This window comes from Moorella mulderi DSM 14980 (genome assembly GCF_001594015.1).
In the GTDB taxonomy this organism is placed as follows: Bacteria; Bacillota; DSM-521; order Neomoorellales; family Neomoorellaceae; genus Neomoorella; species Neomoorella mulderi.
Map to the genome: position 1 here is coordinate 81,975 of NZ_LTBC01000002.1, position 18,584 is coordinate 100,558.

Genomic DNA, 18,584 nt, shown 5'->3' on the forward strand with positions numbered 1-18,584 from the left:
TATGCCTTTGGTCATTGCCGTAGTGGTTTTTTGGCTATTTTTTCTGCTGACCGTCATGCTTTACCAGCAACTTACCCATACCAGCCCAAGGAAGAGCCGGCGGATAAGCGAGGTGCTGGGCAGCCAGCCGGTTCCTACGGTAAGGGAAAGGGAACTCAAAGCCCCTTTCTACCAACGCGCTATCAAGCCCATACTCGGCATGTGGAGCCAAAAATTGATCAAAATGTTACCGGCCGAAAAAGAAGCCGAACTGGGCCGCAGGATAAATTACGCCAATCTCCAAAGTAAAATAGCGCCCCGGGAACTCCTGGTGATAAAATACTTAGCCGGCGGGTTGGCAGCTGTTTTGGGCGCGTTAGTAGGAACGAGTTTGGTACAACAAGTTCAGAGTATATTTATCCTTAGTTTACTGGGGCTGCTGGCCGGATGGTACGGGCCGGATTTTTACCTGCAAGTCAAAGGCCGGCAGCGACAGCAGGCAATAGAAAAGAGCCTGCCTGACGTTTTGGACCTTTTGACGGTAAGTGTTGAGGCCGGCCTCGGTTTTGACGGTGCTTTACTTAAGGTAGTGGAGAAGAGTAAAGGTCCCCTGGCGGAGGAATTTGGCCTTACCCTGCAGGAGATAAGAATGGGTAAGCCCAGGGCCGAAGCCCTGCGCGATTTGTCAGGTCGTACCGGGGTACACGATCTGGCTTCTTTTACAGGCGCAGTAATCCTTGCCGACCAACTGGGCTTAAGCATCGGTAACGTCCTCCGGTTGCAGGCGGAACAAATTCGCCTTAAACGCCGCCAGCGGGCTGAAGAACTGGCTATGAAAGCGCCGGTAAAAATGCTGATACCCATGGTCTTTTTCATCTTCCCGGCCATTTTTGTAGTTTTGTTGGGCCCGGCAGTAATTCAGATTACGAAGTATTTTATTAAATAAGGGTGTTTAAACGGCCGGTCTAGCCGGATATGGGGTGATTAAAATAATTATATTTAACGTTACCAAACAGGTAGTGCTGGCCAAAGAAGTTCGCGTGGCCCGCACCTTTTACGAGCGGTTGTTAGGGTGGATGGGGCGCCCGGCCGTGGGTGAGGAAGAAGCTTTAGTTTTGTTACCCTGCCAGGCAATCCATACTTGTTTTCTTAAATTTCCCCTGGACGTGCTCTTTGTCGCTGCCGATGGCCAGGTTCTTTTTACCCTGGCCAATTTGCACCCGTTTCGCTTTAGTCCCCTAATCCGTCGCTCCAGGCTGGTGGTGGAACTACCGGCGGGGCGGCTTAAGCAAACTAACACCAGAACGGGTGACAGGTTAGTGTTTGATGATAGGGAGGAGCCGTATGCTTAAAGGAATTAACTTGGCTATTGGTAGCAGGCGTATTTCGGTTATCAACAAAATAGCTCTAGCCTTGGGTTCACTATTACTCTTTATAATCCCCGTGGTCGGGTCCTCTTTTTTTCTTCGTGAACAGGCCTTGATCCGCCGGGAATACCAGGGGAAAGGCCAGGAAATTGCCCGTACAGTAGCTCTGTTTGCTGCCGAATATATTTTATTAGGAAACCTTGATTTTTTAACAGATCTTGTTCACAAGCTTAAGTCTTATGGTAACATAGAGTATGTAATCATTACTGATGGCAGCGGCAGGGTGCTAGCCGCCAGTACTACTAATTCTCCCGCCGGCGGTAAGACAGTTGGCGTCAAGACGGCAGCAGCCGCAAACGAATTCACGGCTCCCATCACGCCCTTTGGGGGCGAGACTATTGGTTATGTTCGCTTAGGCCTTAACCCGGCGCAATTAAAAAATTCCACTTTAGCTATGGCTGTTGATTGGGCTTTGTTTGCCCTGGCCGCTGTTCTGGCCGGTATTTTTTTAGCAGCCATACTTACCAAGCGAATCCTGCAAAAACCCTTAGCCGAATTAACGGCTGCCGCAGAACTGGTTTCTGCCGGCGATTTTTCTTCCCGGGCAAACGTTTTGGGTGGAGATGAATTGGGCGATCTCGCCAATTCCTTTAACACTATGTCTTTTCATTTAGCCAACTTAATCCAGTCAGTTAAAATAAATATTGCCGATGTGCAGAAAGGAATGGAGCAACTCCAGAGTTCCCTCCAAACGGCAGGCCGCACCAATAGCCGTTTCCTCCGCAACCTGGCTTGCCTGAAAGAAAATGCAGAGGAACAGCTAAAGGCTTTGGCGCTGTCAGCTTCCCTGGCAGAACAATTGGCAAATCGCTTCCAGCAAACCAGCGAGCACCAAAACGCGAGTTTCAACCTGACAAACAATGCTTTAGAGGCCGGCGAAAAGGGAGCCACGGTTGTTAGAGCGGCCACCAGCAAACTAAACGACTTTTACCATGAACTGGCTGAAAGCCAAAAATTACAAGCACTACTTTTGGAGAAGGGAGAGCTCTGGTCAGCGGGTATTGCTAACCTGGCGGCGCTTAGCGATCATTTGGCTCCCTTCGTGGTCGAGGTGGCCTTAGAGGCGGCAAAATCGGGGAATGAGGGGTTAACCGCCGCTGCCGAAAACTTAAGCCAGGCACTGCGAGATACATACACTTATCTAAAAGATCTCAGGCTGGAACTCATAGCGCTGATGGATGCTTGCAGGGCTAACCGGGAGGCGCTGGAAAAAAGCCTGCTCCAGGTCGGAGCGTTACAAGACAATTTGGCTACTTCCACTAGGACGTGGGTGGAGCTCAGGCAGATTCTCCAAGGAAAGAAAGAAGTAGAACTCGAAATCCAGGGGGAATTGGAATGGTTGGCAACTGCTTCCCATACCTTAACCAAGGATTTCGGTGATTATCTCCCTGCCTTAAATAAATTGTTACAGGGCAGCTTAAGCAGTGACGGCCAGTTACCCTTAGCCGACTGGCAAGAGATTGATTCCCTGACCAAAAAGCTATTACGGATGATCGAACGCCTTAAAGCTTTAGCCTGGCAGTATAAAACTTAAATCCTGTGGTGCGAGGTGAGCCCATCAGTACCCTGGATCGCATCGTCAAAGAAACTATCGAAGCCATTGAGCGCAGTCAGGCTCAGCTTTATGATATTGCTGAAAATACACGCACTGAGGTGAACCTGGTTAGTAGTGAATTGACAGCAGTCAAGAATGAGTTGAATGCCATTATAACGGAGGTCGATAAGCTGGAGCGGGCGGAAAAAAGAGCCCGGTTGCGTTTGGCAGAGGTAAGTAGAGACTTTAACCGCTATACCGAGCAAGATATCAAAACCGCCTACGATACGGCCTATAATTTGCAAATTGAACTTATTAAGCTCAGGGAAAAGGAAAAAGTGTTGCAATACCGGCGCAATCATTTGGAAATGAGCTTGCGCCGTTTACAAACTACCGTCCAAAGAGCAGAAAAGCTGATCTCCCAGGTAGGGGTGGTCCTCACTTATTTAAACGGCGGACTCCACGATTTGAGTTTAAAACTTGGTGAACTGCAACAAACACAACAAATGGCCCTTAGTATTATCCGGGCCCAGGAAGAAGAGCGCAAGCGTGTTGCCCGGGAAATTCACGACGGCCCGGCCCAATCCATGGCTAACATCGTTATGCGGGCCGAATATTGTCTTAAACTTTTAGACAAGGACCCGGGTAAAATCCGGGAGGAATTGCTGGCCCTGCAAAATATTGTCATGCTCAGTTTGCAAGACGTCCGCAAGATTATTTTTGACCTGCGGCCCATGGTCCTCGATGATTTGGGCCTGGCCCCGGCGTTGAAGCGGTACTTTGCCACATATAAGGAACAGTACGGGCTGGAAATTGAGTTTCTTTTCTTCGGGCAGGAGCGCCGTCTGGATAGCACCGTTGAGGCAGCACTTTTTCGCATTATTCAAGAGGCAGTTAACAACATTAAAAAACATGCCCAGGTCAACAGCGCCCTGGTTAAAATGGAGATGCTGCCCGATAAGATCACAATTTCGATTCGCGATATGGGGAAGGGATTTGATCTAAATTCTGTCCAGGGCGATAAAGATTGTAACGGTTACGGGCTGGTAGGTATTCGCGAGAGGGTCCAGCTCTTAAACGGTGAGATGAAAATTAACACCGCACCGGGTAAAGGTACCCACATTAGCATCTCGATACCTTTGCAGGACCAGGCTTAAACAAATGCCTTCATGCTCGCAGAGCAACTCCGAGGCCAAGGAGTCGGCCCCGAGAAATCTCGAAAATGCGCTCATAGCGCTGATGACTCCTGTCTGGATAATTCAGGCAGGAGTCATTTATTCCCTTTATTTTGGTGCTATTAATATTTCAAAGGAGGTTTCCTGGGGGAGGAACAAAGTAAAGGTAAAAAAATAACCCTCTCGCTACAAAAGGCATTTAAATTTATTATCTTACTCGGGATTGTTAGCCTGCTTTCCGATATGACCTATGAAGGGGCGCGCAGTATTACTGGGCCTTTCCTGGCTGTGCTGGGAGCCAGCGGGGCAGTCGTTGGGTTCGTTACCGGGCTAGGTGAATTGCTGGGTTACGGCGTTGGACTGTTAGCCGTGGTATAGAAGGCTACGGTAAGCGAAATAGTATTTATGCGGCCCGGATGCTAGACCTTTCTTATGACTTGCCTGTGATTGTCGAGGCAGTTGATAGAGCTGAAAAAGTTGCTTCTGTCTTACCGCAGGTACAAGCCATAGTATCCCAGGGGCTGATAACGGTGTCTGATGTAGAGATTATCTTACATGAGGATAACTTATGAAAAAAGCGTTGAAGAGGGAGGGTTAAATTATATTTAATTGTGAAAATAGGCACAAAAGCGGAGTGAAAGCGGAGAGAAAGGGGGGAATAAGGGGGGCGAGACGGGTTAAGTGTAATTTAACGCCGGGATTGAAGGGATTAGATTAGATTGATAGCACGCCCTGCCAGGGCAAACAAAAGACCTAAGATGATGCTGCCCAGTAAATAGGTTAAAGCATTTATAACTTCCCCATCTTCCAGAAGCCGGACAACTTCATATGAAAAGGTAGAGAAGGTAGTATAAGCGCCTAAAAACCCCGTAGCTAGCGCTAACGTCAAGCTGGTGCCAAATCTATGGGCAGATGCCGGTGTGCCTAAAAGTAGTCCTAACAAAAAAGCGCCAGTTAGGTTAATTATTAGAGTGCCTGTAGGAAAATTACCCCTGCTTCTTGCCGATAATGCCTGTCCTAAAGCGTATCGAGTAATGGCACCCAAAAACCCGCCCAGTCCTACATATAAATACTGCATTCCTATCTCCTACCTGTTTCTGCCCCGGTTTGCTGTACTTTAAATGCCGACAAAATTGGTATTCTGGTCAGGATTATTCCCGCCCTCACGGCAGTTAAGCCTCCTAAAGTGGATACCAGAACATAGATGGCGGCATAAGCTTTATGACCGCTAGTTAAAAGGGTTATCGTCTCCACACTAAAGGTGGAGAAGGTCGTAAAAGCGCCAATAAAGCCTGTTGTTATACCCAGCCTTAATTCGGGACTTAAGGTTAAGCGTTCTAAGCTATAGGTAAGAATAAAGCCCATAGCGAAACATCCCAAAATGTTTATTATAAGGGTTCCTAAAGGAAAGGTTGAGGGCCATAAGATAGCAATGAAGCGGCCAAGTTCAAACCTGGCTATGGCCCCCAGAAAGCCAAAAATACCAATATATATGTAGATCAACTTATCACCCCCACATGGAGTTGCAAAACCCATAAAAAAATCCTACCTTCCGGGTATAAAATTAGCCCGCTTTTTGGTAGGAGTCATCACTGCTTGCTGCAGATTTAAGGCGAACTCCATCGCCTAAAACTATTAGCAAGATATGCTAGTGTTATACGACAAGAAGGCGTTAAAATCCTGCCTAGATCAGCAAGATGACTAAATACGCAATAAAAATAATAATCAATCTAAAACAATTACCTCCTGAATATACGGCAGGAACGCCAAAGCGGCTTGACGCTATTGTTTAGAGCCGGTATTCCACGGTTTTTTGCCTGACCAGGACGTCGTAAAGGAAGCTGGCCTTGCTCAATTTTTCCACCTGCACCTTTTCGGGAGTGCAGGCCAGAGGTTCAATGTGTTCCTTTAACCTGGCGATAGCCGTACCCAGGACTTCAAAACGGCTGCTGTTGCTCAACTTTTTCCGGACATTGATGACATATTTTGGTTATCCATGGGTTTTCTTTCAGGATGGTCGAACTTTAGTTTAGAAGGAAATTAAGGATAGGTAGCGAATATAATCAAGAGTAGAAAAGCGGCCGGAGCCGCCGGGCAGCAAAATTAAGGAAGCAAGGAAGAATGATAAGCACCACGAAGGTGTTGAGTCTGCGCGAAGGCAGCATCCAAGTGGTGCTTTTTTCTGTATATGGGCCACGGAGGCCTAATCCCCTTAAAAATGGAGGAGGGGAGGTTCCATGGCTCTTATTTTTGTCCGGGAGTTGGCGAGCAGCAGTGGGGGGTTACTTTCTAAAGCGCTTGGTATTTCTTGGTGTTGTAATGCTAGGGGTTTCCATCATCACCTTCGGACTAATCAACCTGGCACCCGGCGACCCGGCGGAGCTTATCTTACGCTCCGGCGGGGTGGAGCCCACCAGGGAGACTCTGGAGGCCTTACGGAAAGAGCTGGGCTTGAACGCCCCCCTTTACGTACAGTACGGGCGCTGGCTGTGGCGGGTGTTGCACGGGGACCTGGGTAAGTCTTTTCGCACCGGGCGGCCAGTGGCGGAAGAAATTCTGTCCCGCTTTCCGGCCACCCTGGAACTCACCTGCGCGGCTATGGTCTTAATGGTATGTCTTGCCCTGCCGGCGGGGATCCTCTCTGCCCTTTACCGACACGCTTTCCTTGACCACTTAAGCCGCCTAAGTGCTCTTCTGGGTGCTTCGCTTCCTGGCTTCTGGCTGGGGCTTGTGCTCATCTACTTTTTCGGGGTGAAACTGGGGGTGCTTCCGGTAATGGGCCGGGGCGGGCCACAGCATCTAGTGTTGCCAGCGGTAACCTTAGGGTTTGGCATGGCTGCCGTCTACGCCCGGATCTTACGTGCCAGCATGCTGGACGTGTTGGGACAGGACTACATCAAGGTGGCCCGGGCTAAGGGTTTGAAAGAAAAGTGGGTGATCGGGCGCCACGCCTTGAAGAACGCCCTTTTGCCCACGGTGACGCTTTTGGGCATGAGCTTCGGACATCTTTTGGGGGGAGCGGTAATTGTGGAAACCATCTTTGCCTGGCCGGGCGTGGGGAAGTTTGCCGTGGATGCTATTTTCAACCGGGATTACCCGGTGATCCAGGGATATGTTCTTTTTATGGCTGTCGTTTTTGTCCTGGTGAACCTTCTGGTGGATGTATCCTACGTTTTCCTTGACCCGCGCATCCGCCTGGAAAGGGGGAAGTAGCTGGTGGGCCTGTCGAGAAATTTCGGTGCTGGGGTTGCCGGTTATCCCGCTACTGTGGAGTCAGCGGGCCAGGCGGAAACGGTCTCGCGTGGTGGCTCGGCCGCCGCGCTGGAAAGACTCCTGCAGGACAGGTTGGCTCTTTTAGGCCTTATTATCATCCTGGCCGTGATGGCCGTGGCAGTCTTTGCGCCTTATATTGCTCCCAATGACCCCACCAAGGTGGATCTCCAACATCGCCTGGCACCACCGGGTACACAATACCCCCTGGGCACCGACCACCTGGGGCGGTGCCTTTTATCGCGGTTAATCTATGGAGCGAGAGCTTCACTTAGCACGGCAGCTTTAGCTTTGTGGGCTATTATGCTTATTGGTATCCCCCTGGGTACCTTGGCGGGCTACTGTGGGGGGTGGGTGGACAACCTTATTATGCGATTTGTTGATATACTGCTGGCTTTTCCGGGCCTTATCCTGGCGCTGGTCATTGCCGGGACCCTGGGACCGGGCCTTTTAAACGTGATGCTGGCGCTTTCTGCCGTCTGGTGGGTGGGATATGCCCGGGTCGTACGGGGGATGGTCCTTTCGGTGAAAGAGAAGGAGTTTATACTGGCGGCCCGGGCCTGCGGGACATCGGAATTAGGTATTATTGCCAGGCATATCCTACCCAATGTACTCTCCCCGATGATCGTTCTGGCTACGTTAGACATGGGTAAGCTCATCCTGGCCATATCTGGGCTTTCCTTCCTGGGCCTCGGTGCTCAGCCGCCCGCGCCGGAGTGGGGGGCCATGCTAAGCGACGGTCGACCTTACATGCAGGCGGCGCCCCAGCTGATGATTTACCCCGGACTTGCCATCATGACGGTGGCCCTGGCCTTTAATCTCTTAGGTGATGGGCTCAGGGATGCTCTAGATCCGAGGGGGAATACCAGGATTTAGGTTGGTCGACGACAGAAGTTCTTGCAGGCTACCGAATTGAGCAAAGTCAAGATACTAGGATTTAAGTGGTTCACGAACCCTTTCTTGAAAGTAACTTTTTGCTCTTGTGAATGAAAATGGCAGAGCACGCTTTCAATGGATTGTTGTTTTTAAAGAGGGCAGAAAGGGGCTTAGCGGGGTGTCTTCAGCTCCTGTTTTAAAGATAAAAAATCTCTCTACCTATTTTTACACTCGGCTTGGCGTCATCAAGGCTGTGGATAGGGTTAGTTTTGAGGTGGAGCCTGGGAAGCTCTTGGGGCTGGTAGGGGAGAGCGGTTGCGGCAAGAGTGTTACGGCCCTGTCCATCCTGCGGCTAATTGAGCCGCCGGGAAGAATTCTCTCCGGGGAAGTCTGGTTAAACGGCCACGACCTGCTTAAGATCCCCCCAGGGCAGTTGCGGCAGGTACGGGGCAGGGAAATAGCACTTGTTTTTCAGGACCCGCTGACCTCCCTGAACCCGGTTTTAACCATTGGTACGCAGCTTGCGGAAACCATTGTCTCTCATGAAGAGGTCTCCCGGGCTGAAGCGCGGCGTCGCGCGGTGGAGCTTCTTTTTCGCCTGGGCCTGCCCGACCCTGAAAGGCTCATGCGCTTATACCCTTTTCAGCTTTCCGGGGGCATGCGCCAGCGGGTGATGATGGCCATGGCGATCTCGATGCGCCCGAAGGTCTTGATTGCCGATGAGCCCACCACTGCCCTGGATGTTACCGTCCAGGCCCAGATCCTGGCGGAACTGAAGCGGCTGCAGGAAGAGATGGGGATGGCAATCATCCTCATCACCCACGACCTGGGGGTGGTCGCGGCCATGGCCGACGAAGTGGCGGTGATGTACGCCGGATCGATTGTGGAACGCGGTTCGGTGGTACAAATATTTGACCGTCCCGCCCATCCCTACACCCGGGCTTTGCTCCGTTCCGTGCCGCGCCTGGGCAAGGAAGAACTGGTGCCCATCGGGGGACAGCCGCCGGCGCTTCTAAATCTCCCGGCCCATTGCGCCTTCCTCCCCCGCTGCCCCGAGGCGCACACGGAGTGCCGGGGAAAGAAGCCGGAATTGCGGGAGATCGGGCCGGACCACGCGGCAGCCTGCCACCGCATTTCCCGGAGTTGTCCAGGGGAGGCTGGGCGCAGGTGACCCTCTTAGAGGTAAGGGAACTGGTGAAGCACTACGCCGGGAAAAGGGGGATATTTGCGGGTCACCGGGAAAAGGTGCGGGCGGTGGACGGCGTCACATTCGCCTTGGCGCGGGGAGAAACCCTGGGCCTGGTGGGGGAAAGCGGCTGCGGCAAGAGCACCCTGGGGCGGCTGGTGGTGCGGCTGGAAGAACCCACGGCCGGAAAAATCCTTTTGGCCGGCGAGGAGATCACCGGCTGGACGGGGAGAAAGCTGCGGGAGCTGCGCCGCCGCTTCCAGATCATCTTCCAGGACTCTTCTTCCTCCCTCAACCCGCGCCGGACGGTGGGGGCAATCATTGAGGAACCCCTGGCCAATTTCGGCGTGGCTAAAAGGGAGCGCCAGGAGCGGGTGGCCGAACTATTAACCCTTGTCGGCCTGGAACCTGGGGATGCGTGGAAATACCCGCACGAATTCAGCGGGGGCCAGCGCCAGCGCATCAACATCGCCCGGGCCCTGGCCCTGCAGCCGGAACTGGTGGTCTGCGACGAGCCCGTTTCCAGCCTGGACGTTTCCATCCGGGCGCAGATCTTGAATCTGTTGCGGGGGCTGAAAAGACGGCTCAATCTTTCATACCTCTTCATCTCCCACGACCTGGCGGCGGTGAACTACCTGGCCGACCGGGTGGCGGTAATGTACCTGGGCAAGATCGTGGAGATTCTGCCGGCAGAAGGCCTCGTATCACAGGCCCGCCACCCCTACAGCCGGGCGCTTTTGCGCGCGGTGCCGGAGCCAGACCCGCGGCAAAGAACCGGTCGAAAACCGGTGGTACGGGGCGAGACGCCCGACCCGGCAAGGCCTCCTGCGGGTTGCCGCTTTCACCCCCGCTGCCCTGAGGCCCGCGACGTTTGCCGGCAAGATGAGCCCGTTTTGAAGGAGGTGGGGGAGGGGCATTTGTTGAGGTGCCATTTTAGTTGAGGAGTTTTTGGCGGGCAGAGCTTAGAAGGCGAGGAGGTGGTTCTTTGGAGCTGGTACCTATCGGGAAAATCAGTAGCCCTTACCGCACACTTCAAGAGGCACCATTCCAGGGGCGTTTTTCTGACCAGCTGGCAGAGCTGGAGATTTACGCCCAGTTTGCGGAAGGATTAAAGGATGTGGACCAGGCAACCCACCTAATTATTCTTTACTGGTGCCATCTTGCAAACCGGAACACGCTGCAGACCAAAACGCCCTTTGGCCCGGAGATACGCGGCGTTTTTGCCTGCCGCTCACCTTCCCGCCCCAACCCCATCGCCTTTTGTGTGGTTGAGTTGCTGGAAGTGAAAGGAAACCGCCTGCTGGTGAGCGGACTCGACGCTGTGGATGGAAGCCCCCTTTTGGACATAAAACCCTATTCTTCTGATTTGGATAGTATTTCTGGGGTACGTATTGGTTGGTTCAAAAAATAAAAATTTGAGGGGGTTCAGAAAGGACGAAGCCCCTGCTTTTACTGGCGAGAACAGGTAGAAGTTGTATGCCTGCCGGGATATGTGTTGCATGTAGGGATGTGTGGCGAAGGGGGGATGCCTTGCAGCGGAAGAGGTTACGGAAAACGAGTTTTTATACAGTAATTCAAAAAAGGGAGGAGAAATAAATGCGGACAAAGGCATTGAAGGCAGTGGCTATGCTCATTGCCCTGCTGATTACCATCATTATCCTGGGTGGGTGCGGCGCTAAAGCGCCCGGGCAGGATACGGCGGCACAGCAGAAAACCGTTGTCACCGACCTGGCCGGCCGGCAGGTGGAAGTTCCCGTACCGGTAAAGAAGGTGGTGGCCATCGGCCCAGGTGCCCTGCGGCTGGTTTGTTATGTGAACGGCGCGGATAAGGTGGTGGGCGTGGAGAACCTGGAAAAGCAGCAGCCCACTGGCCGGCCGTATATTTTAGCCCACCCAGAATTAAAAAATTTGCCAACCATTGGCCAGGGAGGGCCCGATTCCACCCCGGACGCGGAAAAGCTGGTCAACGTCAATCCGGACGTAATTTTTGTTGCCTACCTGGTAGACAGGTCGCGGGCAGATGAACTGCAGGCCAAAACGAACATTCCGGTAGTGGTGCTGAGCTACGGCAGGCTGGCCACTTTTGACGAGGACGTTTATAAGTCCCTTGAGCTGATTGGGAAAATTACCGGCAGTGAAGAAAGGGCCCGGGAATTAGTTGATTACCTGCAAAAATGCCAGCAGGATTTGCATGATAGGACGAAGGATATCCCTGAAGACAAAAAACCCAAAGTTTATGTAGGCGCTCTGGGTATGAAGGGAGTACACGGTATCGAAAGCACCCAGGCCAAATATCCGCCCTTTGTAGCTGTCAATGCCCGGAATGTGGTTGACGAAACGGGTAAAACGGGGAGTGTCATGATTGAAAGGGAGAAACTTCTGAGCTGGGACCCCGATATCATTTTCATCGATGAAGGGGGCTTCTCCCTGGTGCGGGAAGACTACAAGAAAAACCCGCAGTTTTACCTGTCCTTGAAGGCGGTCAAAACAGGCCAGGTTTACGGCCAGATTCCTTATAATTACTACACCACAAACATCGGAACCGCCATTGCCGACGCCTACTACGCCGGAAAAGTGATTTACCCCGAACAATTTAAGGATATCGACCCGGCCCAAAAGGCCGATGAGATTTACCAGTTCCTTTTGGGCAAACCTTTATATGAACAGATGGCGAAAGATTACGGTGGATTCAAGAAGCTTGATCTTGCTAATCCGTAATACTCGAGGAGATAGAAAAATATGCGGCAGGTAGTAATGGAAAACATCCCGGAAAGTTACCTTAAGTATACCCAAAGAAAAGTTTTCATCATTTGCCTGCTCATCCTTTTGACTGTCCTGCTGGGTGTCTACGCCATCAACGCCGGGTCGGCGGAGCTTTCGCCGGCCCAGGTGCTGCTGACGCTGCTGGGCAAAGCAGAGGGACGTTTAAATATCATTATCTGGAATATCCGGCTGCCCCGGGTGCTGGCGGCGGTCACTGCCGGGGTCGGCCTTTCCGTGGCGGGTTGCGTGATGCAAAACCTCTTGCGCAATCCCCTGGCGTCCCCCTTCACCTTAGGCATTTCGCAGGGTGCGGCCTTTGGCGCCGCCGTGGCCATCATTGCCCTGGGGGCGGGGAGCACCCACAGCACCAGCGCCGATGCAGTCATCATCAACAACCCCTACCTTGTCACCATTTCCGCCTTTGTGGGGGCGATGGCGACGACCCTGGTGGTTCTCTTCCTGGCCCAGGTCAGGGGGGTCACTCCCGAAGCAATGGTTCTGGCGGGGGTGGCCCTGGGCTCCCTTTTTTCAGCCGCCACCATTATCCTGCAGTTTTTTGCCAGCGACGTGCAGGTGGCTTCGATTGTTTTCTGGACCTTCGGCGACATCGGCCGGGCTTCCTGGCGGGATCTGGAAATCATGGCCGCGCTAACCTTTGCCGCGCTGCTCTACTTTATGGCTAACCGGTGGAATTACAACGCTCTGGACGGCGGGGAGGAGACGGCCAAAGGGCTCGGTGTTGATGTAGAGAGAATCAGGTTGACCGGGATGTTCGCGGCCTCCCTGGTCACGGCGGTAACTGTTTCCTTTCTGGGCATCATCGGCTTTATCGGCCTGGTCGGCCCGCACATGATGAGAAGGGTGCTGGGCGGCGATCACCGTTTCCTGATCCCTGCTTCCAGCGTAATGGGAGGGCTTTTGCTGCTTGCTTCCGATACCCTAGCCAGGACCGTTGTTTCCCCGGTTGTTTTGCCGGTGGGGGCGATTACCTCTTTTATGGGTGCCCCCCTGTTCCTTTACCTTCTCTCCAGGGGGTACGGCAAAAGATGATCTTGTCTGTAGACGGGGTGGAATTCAGTTACAGCAGCCGGACCGTTTTAAGGGATATCAAATTTGAAGTCAACAGGGGGGAATTTTTTGCTATACTAGGCAACAACGGCGCCGGGAAGTCCACCCTGCTCAAGTGCCTGAACAGGATTTTAAAGCCAGAAACAGGGACAATTCTCATTGAAAAAGAAGACCTGTTTGCCCTCAGTCCACGGGAAGTTGCCCGCCGCCTGGGGTACGTGGCGCAAAGATACGAAAGCGCCCGGTTTACGGTCTTCGACGCCGTGCTTTTGGGCAGGAAACCCCACATCAAGTGGGGTACAACCGCAAGAGACCTGGAAATCGTCCGGAATGTGTTGAGCATTCTTGGCCTGGAAGAGTTTTCCCTGCGCTACCTGGATGAATTGAGCGGGGGAGAACTGCAAAAGGTGGTCATTGCCAGGGCCCTGGCCCAGGAACCCCGGGTGCTTTTGCTGGACGAGCCCACTAGCAACCTGGATCTGAAGAATCAGTTCGAGGTGCTAACAATAGTCAAAAAAGCTGCCAGGGAGCGAAACATTGCAGTGGTGGTCGTAATGCATGACTTAAACCTTGCCTTGCGGTTTGCGGATAAATTCCTGCTCCTGAAGAACAGGACCGTATTTGCTTGCGGGGGGATGGAAATCATGACTCCGGAAAACATCGCCGGCGTCTACGGAGTTCGGGTAGCGGTGGAAAGACTGGCAGACATCCCCGTGGTCGTGCCCTTGTAAAAAGCAGGCGAACTTGCTTTCCAATATTGACATAGAGCCCGCGAAATCTTGAATGTTATTTTGGTTTGTTATATAATTATTAAAGCAATAGGCAACCAAGGAGGTTGCTAAATCTCGACCATGGAGGTCGTTACGGTATAAACCGGACATCTTCCATGGTTTATTTTATTTTTAACACAAGTTGGTTGACCTGGGAGGGGTGGTCATGGAGATAGACTAGGCCTGCGCAACCGGAGACTTAAATAATTGAAGGAGGAAAAACGTATGCATATGGCAGATGCCCTGCTTTCACCGGCTGTAGGTGGAACCATGTGGGCAGTGACGGCAGGAGTCGCAGCTTATTCAATTAAAAAGGTTCAAAATGAATTAGATGAGCAAAAAATACCTTTAATGGGGGTAGTAGGTGCATTTGTATTCGCGGCCCAAATGATTAACTTTACAATTCCGGGTACCGGATCCAGCGGCCATTTAGGAGGAGGCATGCTACTGGCTATATTGCTGGGTCCTTATGCTGGTTTTCTAACCATGGCATCTGTTTTAGTTATCCAAGCACTTTTTTTTGCCGACGGTGGCCTGCTAGCATTGGGATGCAACATTTTTAATCTTGGTTTTTATACATGCTTTATTGCATATCCCCTGATTTATAAATTGATTATTCGCAAAGGGTACTCAACTGGACGCATATTTGCCGGGTCACTACTGGCTGCAATAGTAGGCTTGCAGCTGGGAGCGTTCAGTGTAGTTCTAGAAACCCTGTTTTCGGGTATAACAGAGTTGCCCTTCAGCACGTTTGTTTTGTTGATGCAGCCCATTCACCTTGCTATCGGATTGGTAGAAGGCCTCGTAACTGCTGCTGTTGTCGCCTTCATTTGGAAAGCCCGCCCTGAAATAATTGAGAAGGCAGCATCGGGTGAGAAGCTGGGCGGTCTTCCCCTCAAGAAGGTCCTTGCCGGCCTTGCCATTGTTGCAATTATAACTGGTGGTGTTTTCTCATGGTTTGCATCTACATATCCCGATGGATTGGAATGGTCTATGTTAAACACTTCAGGTAAAGAGGAACTCGAGGCTCCGGACGGTATTCATCAAACGCTGGCTTCTATTCAGGAGAAAATCGCGTTTTTGCCTGACTACAGCTTTAAGAAAGTAAGTACTGATGCTCCCGAGACTGAAGAGGCATGGCCGGCGGTTAATGCCGGGACTAGCGTATCGGGATTGATTGGCGGCGCAATGACTTTGCTTTTAGCTGCAATAACAGGTCTTATTATAAGATCAATTAAAAAGAGGGAAAAAGCAAGCGCAGTTTAGAGTAAAAGCAACAAGGCGGGGCTTTAAACCCCGCCAAAACTTATATAATATAATTATAATGGGATGATAGGTGATGTCCAATCCGGCGGAATCATTATATAATATAAGAATACTTGACGAATTTGCAGATAAGAAATCTATTATACATGATGTGCACCCGCTTATGAAAGTGTTAACAACGGGCGCATATTTGCTAGTAACTGTATCCTTTAGTAATTACGAGTTAAGTGGTATGTTGCCACTTATATTTTACCCTGTTATTATCATGACACTGGCAGATATTCCCATGGTCCCGGTTTTCAAAAGGGTACTCTTGGCTTTACCTTTGATAATCGGCATCGGATTATTTAACCCCATATACGATAAAAGCCCGATGCTAGTGTTGCCATGGATTACTATTTCGGGAGGCTGGGTTTCTTTTTTTGCAATCTTAATTAAAGGTTTTTTAACAATACTGGCAGCACTCATTCTCATAGCCACCACTGGAATGACGAGAATCGCCTCAGCGCTAAGAACCATAAGGATACCTGGGGTATTTATTATCCAACTTCTGCTAACATACAGGTATATCGCGGTGCTGGTTGAGGAAGCTGGCCGTGTGGTACGTGCCTATTCATTGCGCTCTGCGGGTGAAAAAGGCATCAAATTTAGAGATTGGGGTTCGTTAACGGGACACTTACTTATCAGGTCGATAGAAAGGGCCCAACGTGTTTACCGTTCAATGTGCTGCCGGGGATTTACAGGAGAATATCATACCGGAAGAGAAAAAGGAATTGGTATTGGCGACATCCTGTACTTCGCCGGATGGAGTTTATCTTTTGTAATAATACGCTACTTCAACATTCCGGAGATGATAGGTTGGGTAATGATGGGAGTAAGGAGATAAATGAGCCATCATATTATACAAGCAAATAATTTAAAGTATAAGTACCCTGATGGACGCCAGGCGTTGAACGGAGTTGCTTTCAGGATTACCCACGGAGAATCCGTTGGAATTGTAGGCGCGAATGGTGCAGGCAAGTCGACATTGTTGATGCACCTTGCCGGGGTATTGTTTCCAGATGAAGGAGAAATCAGGATAGGTGATGTGCCGGTAACCAAGAAAACATTGCCGTTGATCCGGCAAAGGGTGGGGATGGTTTTTCAAGACCCGGATGACCAGTTATTTATGACCACCGTTTATGATGATGTAGCCTTTGGGCCGCGCAACTATAAATTACCTGAGGAAGAGGTTGAAAAGAGGGTAATTAGCTCACTCAATACTGTTGGAATTCTACATTTGAAGGATAGACCGCCGTACAAGCTTTCAGGTGGTGAAAAGCGCGCAGCAGCTATTGCGACGGTTTTGGCCATGAATCCTGATATTCTTGTTATGGATGAACCAACGTCATCCCTTGATCCGAAATCAAGACGCCGTTTAATAAGACTTCTTCAAAGCTTTACCCATACGAAGATAATTGCGACCCATGATTTAGACATGGTATTTGAGCTTTGCGAGAGAACAATTGTTTTGAAGGACGGCAGGGTAATAACTGACGGTCCTACAGAAAAAATTCTTTGTGATGCAGAACTGATGGAAGAATGTGGGCTGGAGTTACCCCTGGGTTTACAGGGGTGTCCGGTCTGTGGTACGAAAAAGCCCATTTGAACGTTAGTCCCCTCTATTTTCTTGATTTTCTTGAGATGTTAGCCAGTAATTCTTCCAGTTGGTGGTGAAGTGCAAGAGGATTGATTGCCTGCAGTAGGCGCTGTAATTTAGCCCGGGTTTGAGCGTCTTGTACACCAGCCTCTACTTAAAATCATGCCCCGTCCTCCGATATGTTAGAATGTCTATAGTTATCCAACCGGTTCTAAGTACCTGTCTGCAACCAACTACCTGGGGGTGCTTTACTATGAACCTGATCTTAACTGACCTGAGGACCGAGGCCGGTAAAGCTATAGCTACCAGCGGGGCAGGGGCCGTAAAAGATAGCCGGGGGCTGGCCTGGGAGGTGGGGCAGGTACTCCAGGGCAGAGTGATCGGCCAGCGGGGAACGGGCTATTTTATCCTGGAGCTCGAAGGTCGGGAGATCCTGGCTCGTACTCCCTTTTTCTTATCCCCAGGTGATTTGGTCAGCCTGCAGGTCCAGGAGCGCCAGGGAAGCCTTTACATGGTCAAACTCCTTTCCCGGGCCGGGTTAACGACAAATGACATCCCCGGGGAAATTCTTGCCCGGTTGGGGCTTAAAGACACACCCCTGCACCGTTCCCTGGTGCAAAAATTTATCAACCACAGGCTCCCATTGCAACAAGAATTATTGGGACAGGTAAAACAGGCTCTAGCCCTCCTTGGCAGTGAGGACGAGGAAGGGATTGAAGTGGTTTTACAGGCCCTTAAGCTGGGAGTCTTGCCCCGGACAGACGCCCTCAAGCTCCTGCAGGAGTTTATGCTGGGGGAGAAAGACCCGGGGCAGGCAGGGATGACGCGCCTGGCCCGTTTTATCCCTCTTCTGGCAGATTTAATTGACGGTTTAGCCGGGGAAAGGGGAAAGGAGGCCAGGCTGCTTTACCAGGAATTCAGGACCCTGGTGGCTTCCCTGGTCCTTAAGCCGGAGGAAGGCGAGGTAAAGGTAGCGGAGCAGTTGCGCAACCTGTTATCCTCCCAGTTACCTGCCAGGGACGGCGTCGCCCCTTTCAAGCCCCTCCCTTCGAATGGGCTAATAGAAAAATTGGACTATCTTTTACAGGCCATACGGGATGGTACCCGGCAAACAGGCCAGGATGCCAGCGGCAAACTCCTCGAGACTGGCAAAATGATTGTCAGGCAGCTGGCCGGGCAGCTGATTTTCCAATGGTGCGGTAGGGATAACGAACTCCAGAGCTACCTTTATTTTACCCTGCCCCTGTTGAAAAACAATGAAGTAACTAACTGGGGGCAGCTGGTGATTAAAAAAGAGAGAAGGGGGAACATCCCCATTGATCGCCAGAATTTTAATATCTCTATCCTAGTTAATACGGAGAATTTGGGCTGCCTGTTGCTGGAAATAAGTATCTGGCAGAGGGAGGTCAGGGTCCAGGGAAGGGTGGAGAAGGAATGGGTGGGCCGGTTGATAAATGAATCCTGGCCGGCTCTTCAGGGTGCCTTTGCCCGCATGGGCTACCATTTGCATGGGTATAAATGGCAGCCAGGAATAGTTCCCCGGTGTCTTATACCCTGGGAAATGGCTTCCGGGGAAACCAGCTCCCAGATCGGCTTTCTGGATAAGAGGGTTTAACCTGTTTCACCGGAAC

At 51.3% G+C, this 18,584-nt stretch carries 20 protein-coding genes, 1 pseudogene and 1 riboswitch; of the genes and pseudogenes, 18 read left to right on the top strand and 3 right to left on the bottom strand.

Annotated elements, in window-relative coordinates; translation table 11 throughout:
- Position 1 precedes the first annotated feature (1 nt).
- The 6 genes and pseudogenes from MOMUL_RS03640 to MOMUL_RS15580 all read left to right on the top strand — a co-directional run bounded on the left by MOMUL_RS03640 (position 2) and on the right by MOMUL_RS15580 (position 4,687).
- A complete protein-coding gene (locus MOMUL_RS03640; protein WP_062281672.1) occupies positions 2 to 925 on the top strand; it encodes a type II secretion system F family protein in 924 nt (307 codons plus the stop codon).
- A 34-nt stretch (positions 926 to 959) separates the two neighbouring features.
- Positions 960 to 1,331: a DUF192 domain-containing protein gene (locus tag MOMUL_RS03645; protein ID WP_054935572.1), complete on the top strand. Its 372-nt coding sequence runs from the start codon at positions 960 to 962 to the stop codon at positions 1,329 to 1,331.
- Positions 1,324 to 2,940, top strand: a complete 1,617-nt coding sequence (locus MOMUL_RS03650) for a HAMP domain-containing protein (RefSeq protein WP_062281674.1) — start codon at positions 1,324 to 1,326, stop codon at positions 2,938 to 2,940. Before MOMUL_RS03645 ends, MOMUL_RS03650 begins: the two co-directional genes overlap by 8 nt.
- 5 nt (positions 2,941 to 2,945) lie before the next feature.
- A complete protein-coding gene (locus tag MOMUL_RS03655; RefSeq protein WP_236712969.1) occupies positions 2,946 to 4,097 on the top strand; it encodes a sensor histidine kinase in 1,152 nt (383 codons plus the stop codon).
- 192 nt (positions 4,098 to 4,289) lie between these two features.
- Positions 4,290 to 4,484 (top strand): annotated as a pseudogene (locus MOMUL_RS17790) (MFS transporter); the annotation flags it as partial.
- 32 nt (positions 4,485 to 4,516) lie between these two features.
- The gene (locus MOMUL_RS15580) at positions 4,517 to 4,687 is read left to right on the top strand and encodes a DUF190 domain-containing protein (protein WP_236712987.1); all 171 of its coding nucleotides are present in this window, start codon (positions 4,517 to 4,519) and stop codon (positions 4,685 to 4,687) included.
- A 137-nt stretch (positions 4,688 to 4,824) separates the two neighbouring features.
- On the opposite strand, the gene crcB (MOMUL_RS03660) is transcribed toward MOMUL_RS15580, so the two are convergent.
- From crcB (MOMUL_RS03660) to MOMUL_RS16085, 3 genes are all read right to left on the bottom strand, one after another.
- Positions 4,825 to 5,193, bottom strand: a complete 369-nt coding sequence (gene crcB, locus MOMUL_RS03660) for a fluoride efflux transporter CrcB (protein ID WP_054937230.1) — start codon at positions 5,191 to 5,193, stop codon at positions 4,825 to 4,827.
- 2 nt (positions 5,194 to 5,195) lie between these two features.
- The gene (crcB, locus tag MOMUL_RS03665) at positions 5,196 to 5,651 is read right to left on the bottom strand and encodes a fluoride efflux transporter CrcB (RefSeq protein ID WP_062281678.1); all 456 of its coding nucleotides are present in this window, start codon (positions 5,649 to 5,651) and stop codon (positions 5,196 to 5,198) included.
- A gap of 37 nt (positions 5,652 to 5,688) precedes the next feature.
- Positions 5,689 to 5,751: riboswitch (Fluoride riboswitch) on the bottom strand.
- A gap of 153 nt (positions 5,752 to 5,904) precedes the next feature.
- The gene (locus MOMUL_RS16085; protein WP_169802159.1) at positions 5,905 to 6,075 is read right to left on the bottom strand and encodes a hypothetical protein; all 171 of its coding nucleotides are present in this window, start codon (positions 6,073 to 6,075) and stop codon (positions 5,905 to 5,907) included.
- Between the two features lie 314 nt (positions 6,076 to 6,389).
- Here MOMUL_RS16085 and nikB point away from each other — a divergent pair, with 314 nt between their 5' ends.
- The 12 genes from nikB to MOMUL_RS03725 all read left to right on the top strand — a co-directional run bounded on the left by nikB (position 6,390) and on the right by MOMUL_RS03725 (position 18,568).
- Entirely contained in the window at positions 6,390 to 7,328 is a 939-nt protein-coding gene (gene nikB / locus MOMUL_RS03670; protein ID WP_153018229.1) for a nickel ABC transporter permease, read from the top strand.
- A 3-nt stretch (positions 7,329 to 7,331) separates the two neighbouring features.
- Positions 7,332 to 8,261, top strand: a complete 930-nt coding sequence (gene nikC / locus MOMUL_RS03675) for a nickel ABC transporter permease subunit NikC (protein WP_084785444.1) — start codon at positions 7,332 to 7,334, stop codon at positions 8,259 to 8,261.
- Positions 8,262 to 8,439: 178 nt separating this feature from the next.
- Positions 8,440 to 9,432, top strand: a complete 993-nt coding sequence (locus MOMUL_RS03680) for an ABC transporter ATP-binding protein (protein WP_062281681.1) — start codon at positions 8,440 to 8,442, stop codon at positions 9,430 to 9,432.
- Entirely contained in the window at positions 9,429 to 10,388 is a 960-nt protein-coding gene (locus tag MOMUL_RS03685) for an ABC transporter ATP-binding protein (protein ID WP_062281684.1), read from the top strand. Before MOMUL_RS03680 ends, MOMUL_RS03685 begins: the two co-directional genes overlap by 4 nt.
- 44 nt (positions 10,389 to 10,432) lie before the next feature.
- Positions 10,433 to 10,858 (top strand): tRNA (N6-threonylcarbamoyladenosine(37)-N6)-methyltransferase TrmO, encoded by a 426-nt coding sequence (gene tsaA / locus MOMUL_RS03690; RefSeq protein WP_062281687.1) that lies wholly within the window; start codon positions 10,433 to 10,435, stop codon positions 10,856 to 10,858.
- Positions 10,859 to 11,043: 185 nt separating this feature from the next.
- A complete protein-coding gene (locus MOMUL_RS03695; protein WP_062281688.1) occupies positions 11,044 to 12,165 on the top strand; it encodes an iron ABC transporter substrate-binding protein in 1,122 nt (373 codons plus the stop codon).
- A 21-nt stretch (positions 12,166 to 12,186) separates the two neighbouring features.
- Entirely contained in the window at positions 12,187 to 13,260 is a 1,074-nt protein-coding gene (locus MOMUL_RS03700; protein WP_062281691.1) for a FecCD family ABC transporter permease, read from the top strand.
- Complete coding sequence (locus MOMUL_RS03705) at positions 13,257 to 14,009, top strand: ABC transporter ATP-binding protein (RefSeq protein ID WP_062281694.1); 753 nt, start codon at positions 13,257 to 13,259, stop codon at positions 14,007 to 14,009. The genes MOMUL_RS03700 and MOMUL_RS03705 overlap by 4 nt, the downstream gene beginning before the upstream one ends.
- Before the next feature lie 264 nt (positions 14,010 to 14,273).
- Positions 14,274 to 15,314: an energy-coupling factor ABC transporter permease gene (locus MOMUL_RS03710; protein WP_062281697.1), complete on the top strand. Its 1,041-nt coding sequence runs from the start codon at positions 14,274 to 14,276 to the stop codon at positions 15,312 to 15,314.
- A 73-nt stretch (positions 15,315 to 15,387) separates the two neighbouring features.
- Positions 15,388 to 16,200, top strand: coding sequence for a cobalt ECF transporter T component CbiQ (cbiQ, locus tag MOMUL_RS03715; protein WP_062281700.1), 813 nt, complete (start codon positions 15,388 to 15,390; stop codon positions 16,198 to 16,200).
- On the top strand, positions 16,201 to 16,962 hold the full coding sequence (locus MOMUL_RS03720; RefSeq protein WP_062281703.1) for an energy-coupling factor ABC transporter ATP-binding protein: 762 nt from the start codon (positions 16,201 to 16,203) through the stop codon (positions 16,960 to 16,962).
- Between the two features lie 244 nt (positions 16,963 to 17,206).
- Positions 17,207 to 18,568, top strand: coding sequence for a hypothetical protein (locus tag MOMUL_RS03725; RefSeq protein WP_062281704.1), 1,362 nt, complete (start codon positions 17,207 to 17,209; stop codon positions 18,566 to 18,568).
- Positions 18,569 to 18,584: the final 16 nt, after the last annotated feature.